At 60.0% G+C, this 19,768-nt stretch carries 6 protein-coding genes; 3 read left to right on the top strand and 3 right to left on the bottom strand.

Annotation, left to right across the window (positions count from 1 at the left end):
* On the top strand, positions 1–663 hold a 663-nt coding region (locus FHT76_RS35370; protein WP_259186344.1), incomplete at its 5' end, for an HlyD family efflux transporter periplasmic adaptor subunit.
* Between the two features lie 133 nt (positions 664–796).
* Entirely contained in the window at positions 797–1,678 is an 882-nt protein-coding gene (locus tag FHT76_RS35375) for a PaaX family transcriptional regulator C-terminal domain-containing protein (protein ID WP_259186347.1), read from the top strand.
* 181 nt (positions 1,679–1,859) lie between these two features.
* On the opposite strand, the gene FHT76_RS35385 is transcribed toward FHT76_RS35375, so the two are convergent.
* The 3 genes from FHT76_RS35385 to FHT76_RS35395 form a co-directional block, all read right to left on the bottom strand.
* Complete coding sequence (locus FHT76_RS35385) at positions 1,860–14,867, bottom strand: peroxidase family protein (RefSeq protein ID WP_310503302.1); 13,008 nt, start codon at positions 14,865–14,867, stop codon at positions 1,860–1,862.
* Positions 14,868–15,716: 849 nt separating this feature from the next.
* Entirely contained in the window at positions 15,717–16,463 is a 747-nt protein-coding gene (locus FHT76_RS35390) for a CpsD/CapB family tyrosine-protein kinase (protein ID WP_183756515.1), read from the bottom strand.
* Positions 16,464–16,595: 132 nt separating this feature from the next.
* Positions 16,596–18,044 carry a Wzz/FepE/Etk N-terminal domain-containing protein gene (locus FHT76_RS35395; RefSeq protein WP_183756516.1) on the bottom strand — a complete coding sequence of 483 codons (1,449 nt, stop codon included), beginning with the start codon at positions 18,042–18,044 and terminating at the stop codon, positions 16,596–16,598.
* Positions 18,045–18,395: 351 nt separating this feature from the next.
* On the opposite strand from FHT76_RS35395, the gene FHT76_RS35400 reads away from it, so the two are divergent.
* Positions 18,396–19,712 (top strand): polysaccharide biosynthesis/export family protein, encoded by a 1,317-nt coding sequence (locus FHT76_RS35400; protein WP_183756517.1) that lies wholly within the window; start codon positions 18,396–18,398, stop codon positions 19,710–19,712.
* The last annotated feature ends 56 nt before the right edge of the window (positions 19,713–19,768 follow it).

The raw sequence follows: 19,768 nt of genomic DNA on the forward strand, positions 1-19,768 counted from the left end.
ACCAGTCTTAGCGCTGTCCAGGGCCGGGCAGATGAGGCAGAGCATACCTTCGCCAAGCTGAAGGCGGATAGACAGGCGTTCATCGAAGACTTCCGGCGCGCGGCCATGGAGCAACTCGTCGATCTGCGCAGTCAGCGCGATACTGCCTCCGAGGAAGTGAAGAAGATGGAGCTGCGGCGGGACATGGTGGCGATGACGGCGCCCGCCGATGCGGTCGTGCTTGATCTCGCCGCGCGCTCGGTCGGCTCCGTGGTGCGTGAGGCGGAGCCGATCGTCACCCTCGTTCCGCTCAATGTGCCGATTGAGGCGGAGGTCTCGGTCAATACCCGCGACATCGGTCGTATCACGACCGGCAAGGAAGCTCGCATCAAGTTCGATGCCTATCCGTTCCAAAAGTTCGGAACCGCATCTGGAACAGTCAGGACCGTGAGCCGCGACGCCTTCACGCCAACACAGCAGGAGGCTGCGACCCAAACTGCGGCTCCCTACTTCAAGGCCCGCATCCCGCTGGCAGATCCAAGGTTGAAAGGGTCGGACGAACCCGTCCGCCTGCTTCCAGGCATGACGGTGTCAGCCGAGATCATGGTCGGGCGCCGCACGGTCATCTCCTACTTCCTCTATCCCATCCTGCGCGGGCTCGACAGCGCAATCCGGGAGCCGTGATATGCGCTGGCATGGGAAAATGAAAAACCATCAACACTGATCGGCGCTTGCCGTCTGCGCCTTCGTCCACGACGAGGGTGCAAACGGTCGTCGCAATATGATAGTCGCAGTTCCACCACCCAAGGAGGAACCGGTGACGGCAGCGGCGAATTCGGCACATGCAGAAGCAAGTGGGTTGATAAAGCGGATTCTCGAGGAAACCCCGCTGAAGGCCGCGGGTTTCATCGTGACGATCTACGGCGATGTCGTAGAGCCGCGCGGCGGCATTGCCTGGATCGGAAATTTGATCGAGACCTGCGCAGGCGTCGGCATCAGCGAAACGCTGGTGCGCACCGCCGTCTCCCGCCTCGTTGCTGCCGGTCAATTGTCAGGGGAAAGGGAAGGTCGACGTAGTTACTACCGCTTGTCAGAATCGGCAGGAAGCGAATTCGCCGCTGCGGCACGCGTACTGTTCGGCGCACCCGAGGACGACGGATGGCAATTCGTCCACGTCACTGGGGAAGCAGTCGAAGATGCAATGCAGATGCTAAAGCGATCCGGTCACGCGCGCATCAACAACCGCTTGGCCGTCGGCCCCGCGCATGTGATGGCAACAGCAGTTGCAGGCCTCGTATTCCGGGCGAATTCGCCGGACGACCCGAAGGCGCTGAGGGATTTCGCGTCCCAGTATTGGGATCTGTCGGCGCACGAAGAAGCCTATAAGGTGTTCCTGGCGCAGTTTGACGGCCTTTCCACTCTCAACGTGCCGCCAGCCACAGCGCTGACAATGCGCCTGCTCCTCGTCCATCGCTTCCGCACCGTTCACCTGCATGACCCGAGATTGCCGGTCTCGGCACTCCCGGACAACTGGCCAGGGGGCGCGGCAAGGCGGTTGTTCGCGAAGCTTTACCGACACCTTTCCACCAAGGCCGACGCTTATGTCGCCGAAAGGTTCGTCACGGCATCCGGTTCGCTGCCGGCGTGGACCGAAGGGACGGACCATCGGCTCGACATGCTGGAAGGCAGTGAGCGGTAAGCCATGAGGTTTTGTGAGCACTTGCGCCGCCACGGTCGTCCCCTGGCGGCGCGGGTGAAGCGAAATGCGGACGCGCGGCTCGCATCATTCGGGAACCGCGCGACAAACCCGGATGTCGGAAGATATAAGCCTGAATAAAACCCCGACCGGGAAGCCCGGTCGGGGAGGCGCGCTCGACCCCTCAAGAGACGCCGTTGAAGTCGCTGGCCGTCAGGTTGTAGTTGCCCTTCAGCATCAGCACGAAGTCGGCATCGGTGTTGCTGTCGACATTGCCGTGGATCACCGTGAACTCGTCGCCGTTCAGCACCTCGTGCGTCACCACCACCTGGCCGGCCGCCGTCAGCGCACCACCAGAGGCCAGCGAGAAGTGCTGCACCCCATCCATCCCGCTGTTGGCGTCGATCGCCGCAAAGTCGATCTTGTCGCCGGGCTGGAAGCCGTGGATCACGTCGCCATTGGCCGCCCCTGCCGACAGGAAGCGGAAGGTGTCGTTGCCGAGCCCGCCGTCCATGACGTTGACCGCAGCCGTGGCCGTGATCGTGTCGTGGCCGGAACCGGTGATGACGTTCTCGAAGCCGTAGACCACATCCGTCCCGGTGCTGCCGCCCGACACCTGGCCACGCTGCATGAAGCCGTTGCCAAGGTCGACCGTCAGGTTCGCCGTCGCCACCGCATAGTCCAGCGTGTCGTTGCCATAGCCGCCCCAGTACTGGTCGTCGCCGTCACCGGCCGAGGCGATCACCGTGTCGTCGCCGTCACCAGCCCAGACCTGATCCTCGCCGGCCCCGCCCTCGATGAAGTCGTTGCCCGCTTCGCCATGGATCATGTCCTTGCCGGCATTGCCGAACAGCATGTCGTCGCCGGCCCCGCCATGCAGCTCGTCATCGCCGGCTCCACCAGTGACACTGTCGTTGCCGTCGCCGGCCGTCACCACATCGTCGCCGTCCTCGCCGCGCAGGATGTCATTGCCCGCATCGCCGGCAACGATATCCCCACCACCACCGGCAAGGATCGTATCGGCACCAGCCGCCCCAATCAGAACATCCCCAGCAACAGTCCCGATCAATGTCCGAGCCGCAACAGGAAGCGGATCCGTGCCGCCGTCACCGGAGCCATCGTCATCGCCGCCGCCCTGGTTTTGGCCATCATCGTCACCGCCACCGTTGCCGCCACCGTCGCCACCACCGGTCTGGCCATCATCGCCACCACCGGTCTGGCCATCATCGCCCCCGCCGGTCTGGCCATCGTCGCCACCGCCGGTCTGGCCATCATCGCCACCACCGGTCTGGCCATCGTCGCCACCGCCGGTCTGGCCATCATCGCCACCACCGGTCTGGCCATCATCGCCACCACCAGTCTGGCCATCATCGCCCCCACCGGTTTGACCATCATCGCCACCACCCTGATTATCCTGCTGGTTGGTTCCGAAGATGTCTTCGGGCAGGCCAGTCAGCCCGGTGTTGCGTGCAATGATCGCGGCAAAGCCCTGTTCTTCAACGATGTCGTAGAAGTCGAGGTTTTCCACGCGGTCGAGGTAGTAGAGGCGATCGCCTTCCTGAATGCGGTCCAGTTGTTCGTGCAGGATGACCCAGAATGTCTGCCCGACGACACCGCCGTTGATGTGCTTCTCGGCAAGGCCGCCGACGAATAAGTCGACACGGTCTATGCCCTTGACGACGCCAGTGCCATCCGGCTGCATCGCGACGTCAATATTGGGATTGATCTGCTTGAATTTCGCAATGTCGCCCGCCTGCAGTACGAGGTCCGGATAGGCTTGGCGGAACTGGTTGATGACAGTGTCCGACAGGCCGTTGCGGGTCTGGAAGTCCTCCCAGGACGTATAAGGGTTGAGGTCGCCGGCGAAGCCGACAGCCTCGTGCACATAGGGATCGGTCGATGCCAGGAGATCCGCGCGGATCTGGTTCATCGAGCCGAGGCCCACATCCCATTCGCGGGCAACGTCGAAGGCGAACACGTCAGCGCTGCTGCGGACAAGATCGTTGCGCACAGCATCAACGAGGTTGACATCGACTTCTTCTGCCGGCTGCACGACGCCACCGGCAAGGATGCCGTTGATTCCGAGCTGTTCATAACCCGGTTGTGGCACGTAGCCGGGAGGCAACGGGGCAGTGAACGCGCTGACGTCATTCGTCGGATTGAGGAAGGCGTCGAACAGTGCAACCTGGGTCGGATGGCCTTGCGCATCCATAACGGTCAGGTTCTGGCCGATCAGCGAGTGGCCGAAGCGATAGGCCGCCGTCGCGAATTCGTGCGACACGCGGGCATCGACGTCGGGGTTGTACTCGTTGAAGCCATGCTCGCCGTCACCCTTCATCCCACCGAGCAGCTTGTCGGCAAACTCGGTATAGACGACACGCTGGTATTCGGCCTCGTTGATCACCTTGGCGGCCTGGAAGAGTTCCTCGGCCGTACCGGCGAAACCAGCCTCCAGCAACCCGGCCACATGGAAGTTATGGTTGCGTGCCCAGATGGTATGGATCGCCGTCAGGGCAACGTTCTCGTTGGCCCGTCCATCGCCGGCCACATAGTGATCGAGCAGGCTGATGAAGGGGTTTGTGTCGAGCAGCAGTGCAAAACCGCTGCCCATGAAGTTCTTCGTCATCTGCGGCAGCATCGTCTCATCGATGTGTCCGGTAGCATCCACCAGACCGGCGAAGTAGTCGCGGAAGGCAATATGGCCACCCGGCAACGAAGCTGCCGTAAAGACCGTGTTGTTGGCCCAGTGATGCATGATCAGTTCACGCAGGTTGGGCAGCAGGTTGAAGTCCGGGTTGGATGGATCGGGTGCACCGGCCAAGAGCCGACCGCTGAACCCACCATGACCGTCGCCTTCCCTGAGGAACTGACCGACGAGCTCATCGGAGCCGTAAGCCTGGTTCTGGTCGGCAAAGGGCGAGGTCTTGTTGAGGTTCTCCGGAATGCCGTTGGCATCGAAGCCGGAGACCGTTCCGCGGGTCAGATCCGCCGGATTGTCGGTACCAGGCGTATGTCCGGCACCTGCTGCACCGATCTGGATCGTGCCGTTGCCACCCTTCGGCAGGAAGTCGAGTCCATGGTCGAAATACTGGCCAAACGCCATGAACAGGCTGTTGGCGTGTTCGGCACTGGTCGGCAGGTTTGGTTCCTGGGTGCCGAGCGCATTGCTGATCGCACGCGGATCCAGCCCGTTGAAAAGCGGGTTGATATCCCGGTTGTGGATGGTGTCGTTGTAATCCCCGAAATGCGCACCCGTGAGACGGATGAAGGGCTGATCGGCAGATCCATAGTCGGCATGCGCGCGATTGTTGCCGGTGCCTTCGAGGTCACGAATGCCGACCGCGTCATTGTCTTCGCCGCCCGGAAGGCCGTTCACCAGGTTCTTCAGGGCCGTGAGATCGCTGGCCGTCAGATGGAAGGCGCCACTGCCTCCGGGATTGTCGTTGCCGCCGCCTCCACCATTGCCGCCGCCACCGTTTCCACCGGTGTCGCCGCCGCTGCCGGAGCCGGAACCGGAGCCGGCCTCAAAGGTCGGCGTGCCGGCGCTGGCAAAGGTGACCGAGTGCGTGCCGTTCGACATCGTGGTCATGCCATTGGCCGTCGTCGATGTGTAATCAGCCAGGGTCGAACCTGGTGCAAGCTTAATCACGTCCTGCGGACGCAGAGTGCCGACGATGGTGTCATGGCCGCCGTTCGAGGTGAACACGATCCGGTGTGCTGACGTCAGCGAACTGATGTCCACTGTATCGTCACCGGCCGAGCCGTCGATTGTGATGGTGCTGGTAAGCAATGTGGTCGGAGCGAAATTGCCGATGACCTGGAACGTATCGCCACCACCACCGCCGGTGATCTGGATCTCCTCGATATTCGCAAGTTCCGCGACGACCACATCATTGCGCGTGATCACGATCTGGGTCGCTGCCGCAATCGTGATGCCGGCCGCGATTGCATCGGCGCTGGCATAGACCTTGAAGTTCTCGGTAGTCGCGTCGCCCACGATCTGGACGGTATCGGTGTCGCGACCGCCGTCGATAATGTCACGTCCGTCGGTGGAGCCAACGATGATCAGGTCATTTCCGCGATCCCCAAGGATCGTGTCATTGCCCGGACCGCCATTGATGATGTCGTCACCACGGCCGCCGTCGATCGTGTCGTCCCCAGCACCGCCATTGAGAATGTCGTTGTCGCGATCGCCGAGGATGGTATCGTCGCCGTCGCCTCCGTCGACAGTATCGGCCCCGCGGCCTGCGTCGATCGTATCACTGCCGCCAAGGCCAAGGATGATATCATCGCCTCGGTCGCCGGTGATCGTGTCTGCAAACGCTGTGCCTGTGAGTGTGTCAGCAGCACGCGTGCCGACCAGGGTCACGCCAACACCAGGTATTGGCGGCAGCGCCGAATAGATCTGCTCCAACGTCCCATGGCCGTCCTGGTAGAGGGCACGCACACGCAGGTTAAGCCCTGCCTCCCCGTCAGTCACCGTGAAGCTCGTGCCATGGGCACGCTCCACCTCGCCGGCACCGAAGGTAAGGATGTCCTCGTAGACGCCGGATCCGGGAACCGTCTCGACCTGCCAGAAATAGTCGACTGGTCCGGTGATTGTCCCGGTCGGATTGGTGGCGCTCACATTGTCGGCATCCGTGATTCCAGCAAACGACACCGTCAATACCGTACCGGCAGCAGCCGTCTCGACAGGTGTTACACCGTCGAGGATCGACATCACGCCGGAAGGCGCAGCATTCGTAACGCCGGGAGCCGCATTCGGGAGCAAGACCGAGCCATCGGAGAACTGCAGCCGCTCGATGTTCGTCAACCGGTCGGTGCCGTCGGTGCCGACATTGTCCGTCACCGTCGTCAGACCACCGACCGTCGTGATCGTGTAGTTCGCCTGCCTGCCCGAGAAAACCGCCGTGTCAAAGGCGGCCGTGCCGGTCTTGATCTCACGCACGATGTTCAACTGGCCAGGGCTCCACGTGCCATCCAGCATCCTCGCCTGGAATTCCAGATCGGCCATGCTGTCGAAGGAGGCAATTTCCGGGCCGGTGTGGTTGGTGTCGCCTGCCGCGTAGACGGCGATGCGGACGTTCAGCCACTTGTCGCCGTCGATGACGTCGTCGCCGCCGCGACCCTCGATGATGTCACTTCCGTCACCGCCAAGGATGATATTGCCGCCGTCGTAGAAAGTCTTGTGTGCCCCGGGCGCGAGATCGGCCGCGTAGGCTGTATCGAGCAGCTCCTGCAAACCGTTGATCAGCGCGATGTTGGTCAGCACGCTGCCCGTTGCGCCTTCTGTGGGCAGGGCTGCAGCGTCGACGTCGTTGCCGTGCAGCACGTCGCCAAAATGCGAGCCGGAGATGCCTTCGACTATATCGAAACGGATCAGCGGCGTTTGCGAACCCGGCATCTGGGGCGAGTCGAAGAAGCGATCCGAGATGTCGATGTAGACGCCGCGTTCGTTGTCCTTGAAGTCGGCCCAGTCGTAGCCGGAGCCGCCGATGTAGCGGTCACCGAAGCCGGTCTTGCCGACCATGATGTCGTCGCCGCCTTCGGCATTGAACTTGTCGTTTTCACCGTCGCCGATGAAGACGTCGTTGCCGATGATCGGGTCGTTGCCAAGCGGGTCGAAATTGTCGCCAGGCGCTCCGTCCGACGTTCCTTTCTCGATCCAGTCATCACCCTCATTGCCCATATCCTGTTCGTTGGCCTTGCTGCCCAGGATGAAGTCGTTGCCCTGGCCGCCAATTGCTTCCGAGGCGTCCTCTCCGGTGATGATGAAGTCGCTGCCGAAGCCGCCGATGATCAGGTTGACGCCGTTGCCGCCCTGGATCACGTCGTCGCCGTCGCCACCCTGGATGTTGTCGTCGCCGCCGATGTCGGTGATGATGTCGTTCCCGTCACCGCCGCGAAGCTGGTCGTTGCCGTAGCCGCCTTCAATGCGGTCGTTACCTCCGTCGCCATAAACGGTGTCGTCGCCGGCACCCGAGATCAGTATGTCGTTGCCACTCGGATTGGCGAGGCTGCCAGGGTTGGTGCCGCCAAGCACGATGTGGTCTTCGCCGGTATACTTGATGTAGTTGCTGTCAGGCCCGGCAGTGTCGGGATTGTCGCGAACGACCAGCGGATTGAGATCCGTGCCTCCTTCTGTCGGGTCAGCGCGACCGTCCGCGCCAAGCCCGGTGAACTGTTTGGTCGGATCGACCTCGAGTGTCCAGGTCGGCGTCGAAAAGACAAGTGCCGACAGGTGCGTCGCGCTTGTGTTAGCCATGATGAGCTTGGCGAACGAATTCCCCTCCAGCTCGGCGTTGAAGGCCAGGCCCGCGGTGCGTTCCAGATAATAGAAGCGGTCGCCGTCCTGCAGCTTTTCGAGCTGGTTCTCGAAGATGAAGTTGAAGGTCGAACCGAGCATGCCCCCGAACGGGTTCTTCTCCTCGGCAAGGCCGCCGATCCACAGATCGATGGCGTCGAGACCTGTGGTGGTCACGCCGTTAGCGAGGCTCGCCCAGGTACCGGTGGAGTTGAGGAAGTCGAGCCGGTCGGCAGGTTCGCCAGCTCCGCCGAGCACGAGGAGTGTAGCTGCCGCGCGCTTGGCCGCCGTTGTCGTGGCAGTGGTGATCGAGTCGTGCGTGCCGTAGGCGGCAATGAAATTGATCACCGATTCCGCGTGCTTCAGGTGCTGCACCAGGTCGGCCCAGCTCGTGTACGGCTTAAGGTCGGAGTTTCCGGTCTGCCGGTAGATGTCGCGGCGAACGGCATTCAGCGAGGGAATGCCGACATCGCGGCCACGCGCGATGTTGATCGCCGGCAAGTCGAGGGGCAAACCAAGCAGATTGTTGCGAAGCGCTTCGGTCACGAACTCGTCGATCTCGTTGCCGACCTGGCGGGTGACGCCGCGTACGATAGCGCTGGTTGCATCCTCCGGAGTGGTCCCGCTCGCGGCGAAAGCCAGCGGGTTCAGGAAGGCTGCGATCAGGCCGGTCTGCTGATTGCCGGCTTCGGTCGGGTTTCCATCGCCCACAACGTTGAAATTCTCATCGTAGCGGTCGACCGTCTCGGTCAGCATCGAATGGCCGAAACGATAGACGGTATGGGCGAACTCGGCCACGATCGACGGGTCGAGGTCGGCGTCATAGACCTGCGTCGGGGCGAAGAACAGGTCGACATTCGGCTGAATGGTGCGCGCGAACTCCTCGAACACCAGATGCTGGTACTGCATCTCGGTGCCGAATTTGGCTGCCTGGAACAGGCGTTCGCCGTCCCACTGCAGGGCCGCTATCTCTGTAGGTGTCGTCGGGAAGGCAGCTGGTCCGGTACCTTCAACCAGCCATTCCTTGAGGAAGTCGAGGTTGTTGGCCGCGAGGACCGTTTCCTTGGTCTGGTCGACCAGCCGGTTGTGTTCGTGGTGGAAGATCGAGTGCACGGCGGTGAGGCCGATGTTCTCGTTCACGCGTCCGTCGCCGGCGATGTAATGGGCGTCGAGCAGTTCGTTGTCGTAAGCAAGGTTGTTGCCTCCCGGTCCGACGGGAACGGCATTTCCGGTATCCGTATCGGCATCGGGCGCGAGAACACCGGCATTGAACACCGGCACGGCGTTATGCGCGATATCGTTGAGGAAGGCGTGGCCGGTGCGCACGGCATTGGCAAGCGAGATCGGCGCAAGAGGATTACCCTCGACAAGGACGTCGTCACTCGTCCCGCCGATGCCGTCAGCCCCCTTCATCACGACCTGCGGGAAGCCATTCGGCCCGCGAATGAAATTGCCGTAGGCGTCGGTGGCCAGCAGAGGCACGTTGTCGAAGTCTGCATCGGTGAGATTGATGCCAAGGATGTCGTTCGCCTGTGCCTTGACAACCTTCCAGGTCGCCATGCCGCCGATCTCGCGATCATCACCGCCGCCGAAGTGACCATCCGCGCCGAGATCCCAGTTGGTGATCAGCTTGCCGGTGGCGTGCGCCCCGGTACCGTCCAGACTGTAGGCACGCAGGAATACCTGGTGCGATGGATGCGAGGAATAGGTCTGGTTCTGGTCGACAAATGGCGTCGTAGTGTTGGTGCCAGCGTGGGTATTGTCGGCGGATTCGTCAACGGCGGTCGCCGGGTTGTCGAGCAGGATGCCGTCTGGGCCTGCTTGCGTCGCCCGCGTCACCACCATGAAGTTCGAATTGCCGCCGGGGACATAAAGCGGATCGTCCGGCTGCAGGGGAATGTAGATGGTGCCGTTCCCCCCCTTGGTGACGAGGTCAAGTCCGTGGTCGAAGAACTGACCAAAGAACGTGAACCAGGAATTGAAAGGTGCCGAGAGGCCTACGTCAGGCGCGACCGCGTCGATCTTGAATACGTCTTTGTCATCAGCCGTGCCGAAGAGACCGTCGATTCCCGGGCTTTTGACGATCGAGACGCCGTCTTTCAGGACGTCGTCATTACCCGGTGCGCCGAAGTCAAGTTGGCCGTTGAGGCCCGGATCGAACGCGGCAGCGTAGGCCGCCGGGTTGTTGGCGGTCTGGTCAACGACGAGATTGCTGATCGTGCGCGGATCCGAATCGACGACACTGATCGATGAATTGTAGTTGGTGTTGGTGACGGGCGGCGGCCCGCCTGGTCCCAGGCTGAATGGACTTTCATCCTGCTCGTCCAGGAAGTTCGGTGGTACCACCCGCGGGAACGTGTTGTCGGCCGCCCCGAATTCGCTCTGGTCGATACCGTTGAGGTGCACGAGGTTGTTGTTTGAGCCGTCGACAGCACGCAGCCCAAGCGGCGAGCGAACGTTCGGGATCAGTGACAGGAGGCTCGCACCGTGCGCGTGGGCTTCGGCAATCTTGATCTGATCAAGAATGAACTGCAGGTCGGAGACCGCCATATGAATGCCGGCGCCGCCGGCGGTGACTTCGTTGAGCGGAGCTGCGACGGTCGGCGGGACGACAGGTGCAGCGGCGATCGCTGCAGTCGGTGCCGAGAAGACCGTTTCCGTCACACCATGGGCGTCCTGGTAGTAGGCCTTGACACGGATAGGCAAGCCAACAAGGTCTGGCGTCACGCGGAAGTTGACGCCATCCGCGCTCAGGAAAGCAAGGTCGCCCGCTGGCAGGAGGATGATGTCTTCAAAGACGCCATCGCCATTGCGATCGACTTGCCAGTAGTAGGAGACGGACTCGGTGATTGCCCCAGAATCGGGATTGTCTCCATCGGTCACGCCGGCAATCGACACCTCAAGCAACTGGCCGGCTGTCGGTGTGCCGTCTGCGGCATGCGTTGTAGCATCGCGAATCTCAAGCAATCCAACCGGTTCCGCGTTGAGGCCGGGTACGACGACCTGGGCCTCATCCGCGAATTGCAGCCGCTCGATATGGGTCAGCGTATCCGTGCCATCGCGGGCAACCACACTGTCGGCGACCGTTACGATGTCGTCGCTGAAGTCTGCCGTTCCCCTGTCGTCGATGGTGACGGTATAGTCGGCCCTGTTGCCCGAGAAGACGGCCGTGTCGAAGGCGTTTCCGCCGGTCGAGCTGCCATCCATGATCTCGCGGATCGCATGCAATTGGCCCGGATTGTAGGTGCCCGCCAGCATGAACGGCATCAACTGGACCATGTTGTCGAATGAGGCAATCGGCGTGCCGGTGTGATTTATGTCATCGGCCGCATAGACGCCGATACGCACGTTCAGCCACTTGTCGCCATCGATCAGATCGTCGCCGCCGCGGCCCTCGATGATGTCGCTGCCGTCACCACCGAGGATGATGTTGCCGGTCGCAAATCCCGTCGTCGACAGCCCGGCACCCCCGAGCAGCGCGTCGAGTTGGTCGATGAGTGCAACGTTGGTCAGTGCGCCTCCGGTGGCGCCTCCATGGTTGACGATCGTGACGGCGTCAACGTCGTCGCCGCGCAGTACGTCGGCATACCTCGAACCTGACAGGCCTTCCACCTCCGCGAAACGGTCGAGGATCGAAGCAGGCGAAGCGCCGATGGGCTGGAAAGCGCCGATGTTGGTCGCCGGTGCGCCGTGTGGTTGCGCCAACGCAGCCAGCGTCAGGTCAACGGTCACGCCGAAGCGGTCATTCAGATAGGTGACCCAGTCGAAACCCGACATCCCGTCCATCTTGTCCTGGGCGTCGCTGCCGGTGAAGATATCGTCGCCGCCTTCGCCGATCATTTCGTCGAAGCCGCCGCCACCGATGAAGATGTCGTTGCCGATCACGTCGTCGGCCAGCACAGGCGAGAAGTTGTCGCCGGGCGCTCCGTCCTGAGTACCCATTTCGATCCAGTCGTCGCCTTCATTGCCGGTCGGCGGCAGATTGGTCTTGGCACCGAGGATGAAGTCGTCGCCGGTGCCGCCGAACGTCGTCGAGATGTCTTCCGTGGTGATGATGAAGTCCTGGCCGTCACCGCCGAGGATCAGGTTGCCAAGAACCGACATGCTGCCGACGACAATGACGTCGTTGCCGGCGCCGCCTTCAATGCGATTGTCGCCAAACGAGTCGGACAGGATGTCGTCGCCGTCGCCGCCGAGAATTGTGTCGTTACCCGCGCCCCCCTCGAGCCTGTCATTGCCGCCATCGCCATAAAGAGTGTCGTCGCCTTCGCTCGAGATGATGATGTCATCGCCAGCCGTACCACCGAGAACGACATGGTCCTCGCCCGTGTAGTGGAGATAGTTCGTGTCCACTCCACCCGTCGCCGGATTGTCGCGAATAACAAGAGGAACAACTTCGATGCCATTGATCTCGAGACCGCCGGTCGGATCCGCGCGGCCATCGGCACCGAGCCCGGTGTGCTGCCGTGTTTGGTCGACTTCGAGCGTGAAGGCAGGTGTTGTGAAGATCGCGTTCGGCAGATGCGTCGCGTCGCTATTCAGCATCACCAGCTTGGCAAAGGAGTTGTTTTCCAGCTCAGTGCCGAAATGCATGCCAGCCGTGCGCGACAGATAGTAGAAGCGGTCCCCGTTCTGCAGCGATTCAAGCTGGGTCTCGAAGACGAAGTTGAAGGTCGAGCCGAGCATGCCGCCAAACGGCATTTTTTCTTCCGCAAGGCCGCCGATCCAGAAATCGACGTCGTTGAGGCCGCCAAGCGAGCCACCGGCATAGGCGCCGGTGGCGTTCAGGAAATCTAAGCGGTCGCCCGGAGCTCCGGCTCCGCCAAGGACGATCGCGGTCGCAATCGCGCGCTTGTCGACCAATGTCGTCGCGCTGGTGATCAACGGATGCGTGCCATAGGCCGCGATGAAGTTGATCAGCGACTCCGCGTGCTTGAGATGATCGGCAAAGTCGGCCCAGCTGATATAAGGCTTGAGCTGGCTGTCGCCGGTCATGGCGAAGAATTCGGCCCGCGCGTTGTTGAACGAGGGAATGCCGGTGTCACGGCCGCGCGCGATATTCAGCGCCGGCAGGTCGAGCGGCAGGCCAAGCAGGTTGTTGCGCAATGCCTCGGTGACGAATTCGTCGATCTCGTTGCCAACCTGGCGGGTTACACCGCGAACGATCGCGCCGGTCGCCTGTTCGGGCGTCAGGCCACTATTGGCATAGGCAAGCGGATTGAGGAACGCCGCGATCAGGCCGAGTTGCGGGTCGCCACCGACGGTATTGAAGTTTGGATCCAGGCGATCGACCGTCTCGGTCAGCATAGAATGGCCAAAGCGGTAGACCGTATGTGCGAACTCGGCAAGAATCGCCGGGTTGATCGTGGTATCGTAGCCGTTCGGCGCTAGAAATTCATCGACCTGAGGCTGGACTGTGCGAGCGAACTCCTCGAACACAAGATGTTGATACTGCATCTCCGTGCCGAATCTCGCAGCCTGGAATAGGCGTTCGCCATTCCACTGCAGGGCGGCGATCTCTTCCGATGTAGTCGGGAAGGTGTCTGGCCCTGTATCGGGAATCAGCCATTGCTTGAGAAACGCAAGATCGCCGGATGTCAGCACCGTGTCCTTGGTCTGCTCGACCAGCCGGTTATGCTCGGAGTGGAACACAGCGTGCACGGCGGTAAGGCCAATGTTCTCGTTCACACGGCCGTCGCCGGCGATGTAGTGCGCGTCGAGAAGCTCATTGTCGTATTGGCCGGCAGCAAGCGGGCCGGTGTTGACGATGTTGTCCGCATCCGGGGTCTTGCCGGTGGGATCGGCATTGTGCGCGATGTCGTTCAGGAAGGCATGGCCGGTGCGGGCCGCGCCGGCGAGGCTGATCGGCGCGGCCAGGTTGCCCTCGGTGAAGGAACCGTCGGTCATCATGACCAGCGGCATCCCGTTCGGCCCCTTGATGAAATTCCCATAGGCATCGACAGCCAGAACCGGCACATTGCCGACATCAGCATCGGTGAGATTGATGCCGAGGATGTCGCGAGCCTGTGCCTTCACCACGGCCCAGGTTGCCATGCCACCGATCTCGACATCGTCGCCGGTCCCGAACAGGCCGTCCGCCCCGAGATTGCGGTTGGTAATAAGTTCGCCAGTCGCCACGGGATCGCCATTGGCATTCAGCTCATAGGCGCGCAGGAATACCTGGTGCGAGGGGTTCGAGGCGTAGGTCTGGCTCTGATCGACGAAGGGTGAAGTCGTGTTGGTCGCGTCCAGTCCGCCCGCAGCTCGTTGCAGGACCATGAAATTAAGAGCGCCAGGCGCCGTGCTGAAAAGAGGATCATCCGGTTTCAACGGGATGAAGACAACTTCGGTCTGGCTCTGGCTCTTGGTCACCAGATCGAGTCCATGGTCGAAGAACTGGCCGAAGAAGGTCATCCAGGCGTTGAACGGCGCCGACAGGCCTGCATCAGCGGTGACGTTCGGGATGAAGTTGACTGGAGTGTCGTCAGCTGTACCGAACAGACCGTCCAGCCCGGGGCTCATGACGACGCTTGATCCGGGCGTCTGGGCGGCTGCGGCCTGAGCTGCCGGGTTGTTGTCCGTCTGATCGACGATCAGGTTGCTGATCGTGCGCGGCTCGGAATCCACAACCGTCGTTCCCGGTGTCGCATAGCTCGTGCCGCTCTCCGCGGCCTGAAAGGATGGGTCGGTAAGGCGCGGGAAAGCCAGATCTGCGGCGCCGAATTCGGGATGAACCAGATTGTTGAAAGATCCGTCGACGGTCCGGAGGCCCAGGGGCACCTCGGCGTTTGGCAGGATGTCGGTGAGGCTCTCGCCGTTAGCATTGCGCTCCGCAATAATGATTTGCTGCAGGATGAAATCCAGATCTGAACGAATGAATTGTACCATAACACCCTCCCCAAAGTTGCCCTTCGCCCTGGACAAAGCTTCGCCCTTCGCACAAACGAAGTGCGCTGCGGGCTGCTTACGTCGCCGAAGCTATGGCCGAGACAGTTGGTCGGTCCTCAAGGACCACCCTTCGATGATTATGCAGTTCCAGGGGTCAGTGCACGAGGGGACTAGGTCGCATAATCATCTGGACAACCGTCCAGCCATCGACGGCACTATGGTCGCTCTTTGTCGAGACTTTGGTCTGAGACCAAGGCCGCTTTTTCGGCGATAGTGACTATCCGCCAGAAGCCGCACTCCTATTGAGAGGGAAGCGATTTGGCACTGAGGTCGGAGACCGTCCGGTTCAGATCAACGACACACACTGGCCTAGCGAACAGGGTTTGGGAGAGGGAGGCGGCTGTCGTGACCGCAATTCGGGCCCCTCTTGTTGCAGCTTTCGGGCCTACGCTTTGGCAACCCCGCGCCAGTGATTGCCTTCCCTCAACCAAGGCGAGCGGGGACTGCCAATGACATTGACGAGCTACATTCGAATGGGAGTGCCGTCGGAAGGTACAGTTAGCAAAATGGTGATCGAAACGCCGACGTCGTGGCCAATGAGGCAGAATCAATGCGGCAACGACACGGGACCGCGTCTCAACGTCCTCGAAAACAAGGCCACGGCTTCCCGCGCAGTCGCGCTATGGCCTGGCGGACGGTGCCGAAGACCGCGAACTGGCCCGAGGGTCGCTGCAAGGCTCGACACGCTCGCAGCAGCGAGGATGGATCCCCCTACACTGCACGCCTTTTTTGACCGAAGGTGTTTAACTTCTTCGTCGTCGACTTCGCCTCTATGGATTCCGCACCGGTCTAGTAGCCGTATTGTTCCTGGCTATAGGCACTCTTGTTTAACACAACACCGAGCACGTTTGTCTTTTCACGCAGGCTCTGCTCGCAGATATCGACTTCACTGACCGTGCTCTGTTCGGATGCGGCAACAAGAATGACCCCGTCCACGTTCGGAAGAAAGGCGAGCACATCGTCGGTAGAGAGCATCGGGGGCAAATCATACAGGATGACGTCTGGTTTCATTTCCTGACGCATCTCTTCGAGGGACTTTGCGGCCGCGGCGCTTTGAAGGAGCTCGGCCGAAAATTGCACTGGATGCCGGTTTGGTCCGATTGCCAGGTTGTCTCCGTAACGGAAGAATGTCTCTCGCAAACCCGCATCGCCCTTCAAGAAGCTCTCGATAGAGCCTGAACTTCTGATCGAGAGCGTTTTGCCGATCTGCGGGCGCCTGAGGTCAAGGTCAATCAGGACCGTCCGGCAATCCTTTTGATTGGCGAGGCTGAAGGCAAGATTCAGCCCAATGCAGGTCTTGCCACAGGCCGGCGTGGGAGATGTTATCGCAACCGAGGTCCAGTTGTTTTGTTTGAGGATACGCAACAGCTTCGTGCGCATCATGTCGAAAGCGGCGTGGGCCGAAGACGATCGATTCAAGGTGATGATGCGATTATTGGCGGCTGCCTCATGGTCAACGACCAGCGGAGAAAGCCCTTCCCATGCCCCCCTTACAATTCCGAGCGGCTCGGACATGACAAGACTGCGATCGTCCATCTCGGAAATTCCTCTACTACGCGACGATCTGCCAACAGATTCCATTACCTGTCCTCGATCCCTACGTCGAACCATGACGTTACTCGGTTTTTAATTTGACATTAACGCACGTCATCCGTGCCTCATTCTCTGTCAGCGGAACATTCGCGTGACGCTGTTGAGCTTTCGTTTCAAGGGCGGCGTTCGATTTTCGTAAGGTGTGGGGATGAATGGGATCACCGCTAACGGCTGTGCCTCAAGCATCTGGACGAGTTCACTTGGCCGGCGGATCGTCTTGTTCAAAAATTCAAGCAGCGCAATGATTGCAAAACTCAATGCGAGCCCCGCAGCAAAACCAGCAAATACGATAAAGCGACGCTTCGATCGCATCGGTTCCAGCGGTGCCGTGGCTTCCTCTAGAAGCGAGAAGCGTCCACCATCCGACCGTGTCTCGATCTGCTTGCCGAGCGATGCCTCCGCCCGCTTGGCGATCGCCGTGTTGTACAGGGTTTGCGTGTTCGCGAGTGTGCGTTCCAGGGCATTCAATCGGATATCAGTTGCCGGCGTAGCAACGATGGATTGATTGAGGGCCGCTATCCTTGCTGTAATTTGCACTTTTTCCTTATCGATGGCGTCTATGCGCCTGTCGACGTCGGACAGCTGAAGGTCCAACCCAGATTGAGCCTTTGAATCCCCGTTCCCTTGCTTCTCTGGAACGACCTTCGCTCGCAAGGCGGCGATACGAGCTCTCAATGAAATGATGTTGGGGCTTGTCTCTGCAAATACCGTCAGCTGATCGGAGAGCGCCTTGTTAAGATCGAGCAACATCTGTTGTTCGGCAGTCAGCGGTTCCCCGGTCGGGTACTTCCCGGTCACCATGTAGGTTTCGACCAGAAGACTGCGCCTGGTGCGCAAGTCCGATTGCTCCCTATCAAGAGATATCAACCGCTCCTGCAATCCACTCTGCTCGGTACGGCGAAATGTGAGGCTTTCAGGCAGCGTGTCCCTGTTGTCATTCTTGAATTTCAGGAGATCCGCCTCGATGTGATTGAGTTCACCGTCGAGCCTCTTCACTTCCTCATCGAAAAACTGCAGCGTGTTGCCGGCACTGTCGTTTCTTTGCTTCTGATTGCTGGTCAGGATGGACGTTGCGAGTTCATTTGCGACATTTGCCGCCAGGGTCGCGCTGCCGGCCTCGAAGCCGATCGTGAAGACAGATGCTCCATCGGCGCTGCTGACCTCGCCTTGCTCAAAAATGATCCTCGAGCGAAGATTCTTAACAAGAGAATCGACCGGAGGCTGTTCCTTTTCACCGGCATAGATATTCAGTTTGGCCGCCAGTTTTACGAGATTGTCACGTGTTGTCAGTTGCTGCTTGATGATCTGCAATTGGCCAAGTGAACTTATGGGAACGGTCGATTGGACCAGAGCCACTGGAATCTGCGGTGCCTCGACAAGGATCTTCGCAGCCGACATGTAGCTGCGTGGCATGAGGGTAGCGATTGACAGAGCGATCAGCGTGGTCGCAGTCACGCATACGAGGATATAGGGCAGCCTCCGTCGCAGAATGGAAAGATAGAAACCAACATCAATGTCACCCATTGCGAATTCATCCGAACTTGAGAACCAGAGCGGCGTAGTTTGACCGACATCTTCATTCAGTTTTCGGGGCGACGATAGTTCATCTATAGTGGAGACGTTGCCTGGTGCCCGCTAGTCCATTTGGGTGATGCCATATGAAAACCAAGTCGATTGCGTCAAACCTTGCGAACAACCTTTCGTCTTGGTTCCTCCCCGAACGGGGTTAAACTGTAAGCATTATTGGTTATACGTGCGCACTTGCACATTGAATGCTGGGAAAACTAATATAACGCCAGATCATGTTGCTTTACATCGACCCGTTTGATGTCCGGCGAGTATCTTGAGTATTGTAGACAATCCGGAACCTAGCTGATGCAAGAACAGCAACGTCGGGTACGCAGCAGCAAGTTTCTCAGCGGGATCTCGCGGGCCATCACGTTCGCCGTGGCCGCTTCTTTTCTGACCGGGGTCTGCTCAGCTGTTGCGAGCCCTCTTTTTCCAAATACGAAAATCCGTCTAACGCTCGTGCAGTGGATGCCGACCAAGGGCAGTTACGAGCAATGGGCAACCGTCGGTGGCGAGTATACCGTGTCGGAGGAAGGGACCATTTCTGTTCCACTCCTCGGTCCGATTTCGGTTGACCAGCTGGACGAGGTGAGCCTGGCATCTTTCATAGCAAAGCGGCTAAAGGAAAAGATCGGACTGGTAGATGAACCCGCCGCCACCGTCGAAGTCTTGAAGTACCCACCCATCTATGTCGTTGGCGATGTCGAGAAGCCTGGCGAGTATGATTTCCACGGCGGGATCACCGTCCTTCAGGCCTTGGCAATGGGCGGGGGCCAGCGTCGCGCTGCCAGCAACTTACAGAGCTCCACCGATGTTACAAAAATGGTTGGAGACCTGAAGGAGATCGATAATTCGATCGTCCGAAGTACAGTGAAGATCGCCCGCCTCAAGGCCGAATTGGCCGGGGAGAAGTCTTTTCAAGCTCCAAAGGAGAACTCTGACGCAACGGCCTATCCGGATGCCATCTACACGCAGGAGCAAACGATTTTTTCCGCCAGAGCCAACGAACTTTCCAGACAGTCCAAATCTCTTGGTGCCCTGCGCGACCTCCTGTCAGAGGAGATAAAAGTTCTCGAGGAAAAGACCAAAAGCACGGATCTCAATATTGCGTCGATACAACAACAACTTGAAAGCACGATCGCCCTCATCGAGAAAGGTGCCATTGTCGCAACCCGTCAAGCAGACGTCGAGCGTGTCATGAGAGGTTATCAGAACGATCGCCTCGATCTGACCGTTGCAATCATGCGTGCGCGCCAAAGCATAAGCCAGACGACGCGGGATCTGGAAGGACTCTACGACAAGAGACAAACGCAAATCGCGTCCGATTTGCAGTCGGAGCAGGCAACGATAAGTCAGCTCCGATTGAAGAAAGAGACCACGCAGAAATTGTTGACGGAGGCCTTGTCGTCAAGCAGCGCCATTCAATCAAGCGAACCACCGAGGCTTCAGTTCACGATTGTCCGACCTGCCAAGAGTGAAAAGAGCGCTGAGATAGACGCATCTGAGACGTCAACGATGGCGCCCGGCGACGTGCTAAAGGTGACCTTGCGCGCGGAGTTGCAACCATTAGCGTCAAATTCGTCAGACGAAGGTGAGGTCACTGCGCCGACCCCGGGTCAATAATCCATCTGCGGTAACAACGAAATCCTGGCGAACTCGATCAAATCTGGACGAATGTT

It is taken from the genome of Rhizobium sp. BK176 (genome assembly GCF_024808055.1).

Excerpts from the sequence above, each read along its gene's own strand:
- FHT76_RS35400 (WP_183756517.1), top strand. The coding sequence starts at position 18,396 with ATGCAAGAACAGCAACGTCGGGTACGCAGCAGCAAGTTTCTCAGCGGG.
- FHT76_RS35390 (WP_183756515.1), bottom strand. The coding sequence starts at position 16,463 with ATGGACGATCGCAGTCTTGTCATGTCCGAGCCGCTCGGAATTGTAAGG.
- FHT76_RS35395 (WP_183756516.1), bottom strand. The coding sequence starts at position 18,044 with ATGGGTGACATTGATGTTGGTTTCTATCTTTCCATTCTGCGACGGAGG.
- FHT76_RS35385 (WP_310503302.1), bottom strand. The coding sequence starts at position 14,867 with ATGGTACAATTCATTCGTTCAGATCTGGATTTCATCCTGCAGCAAATC.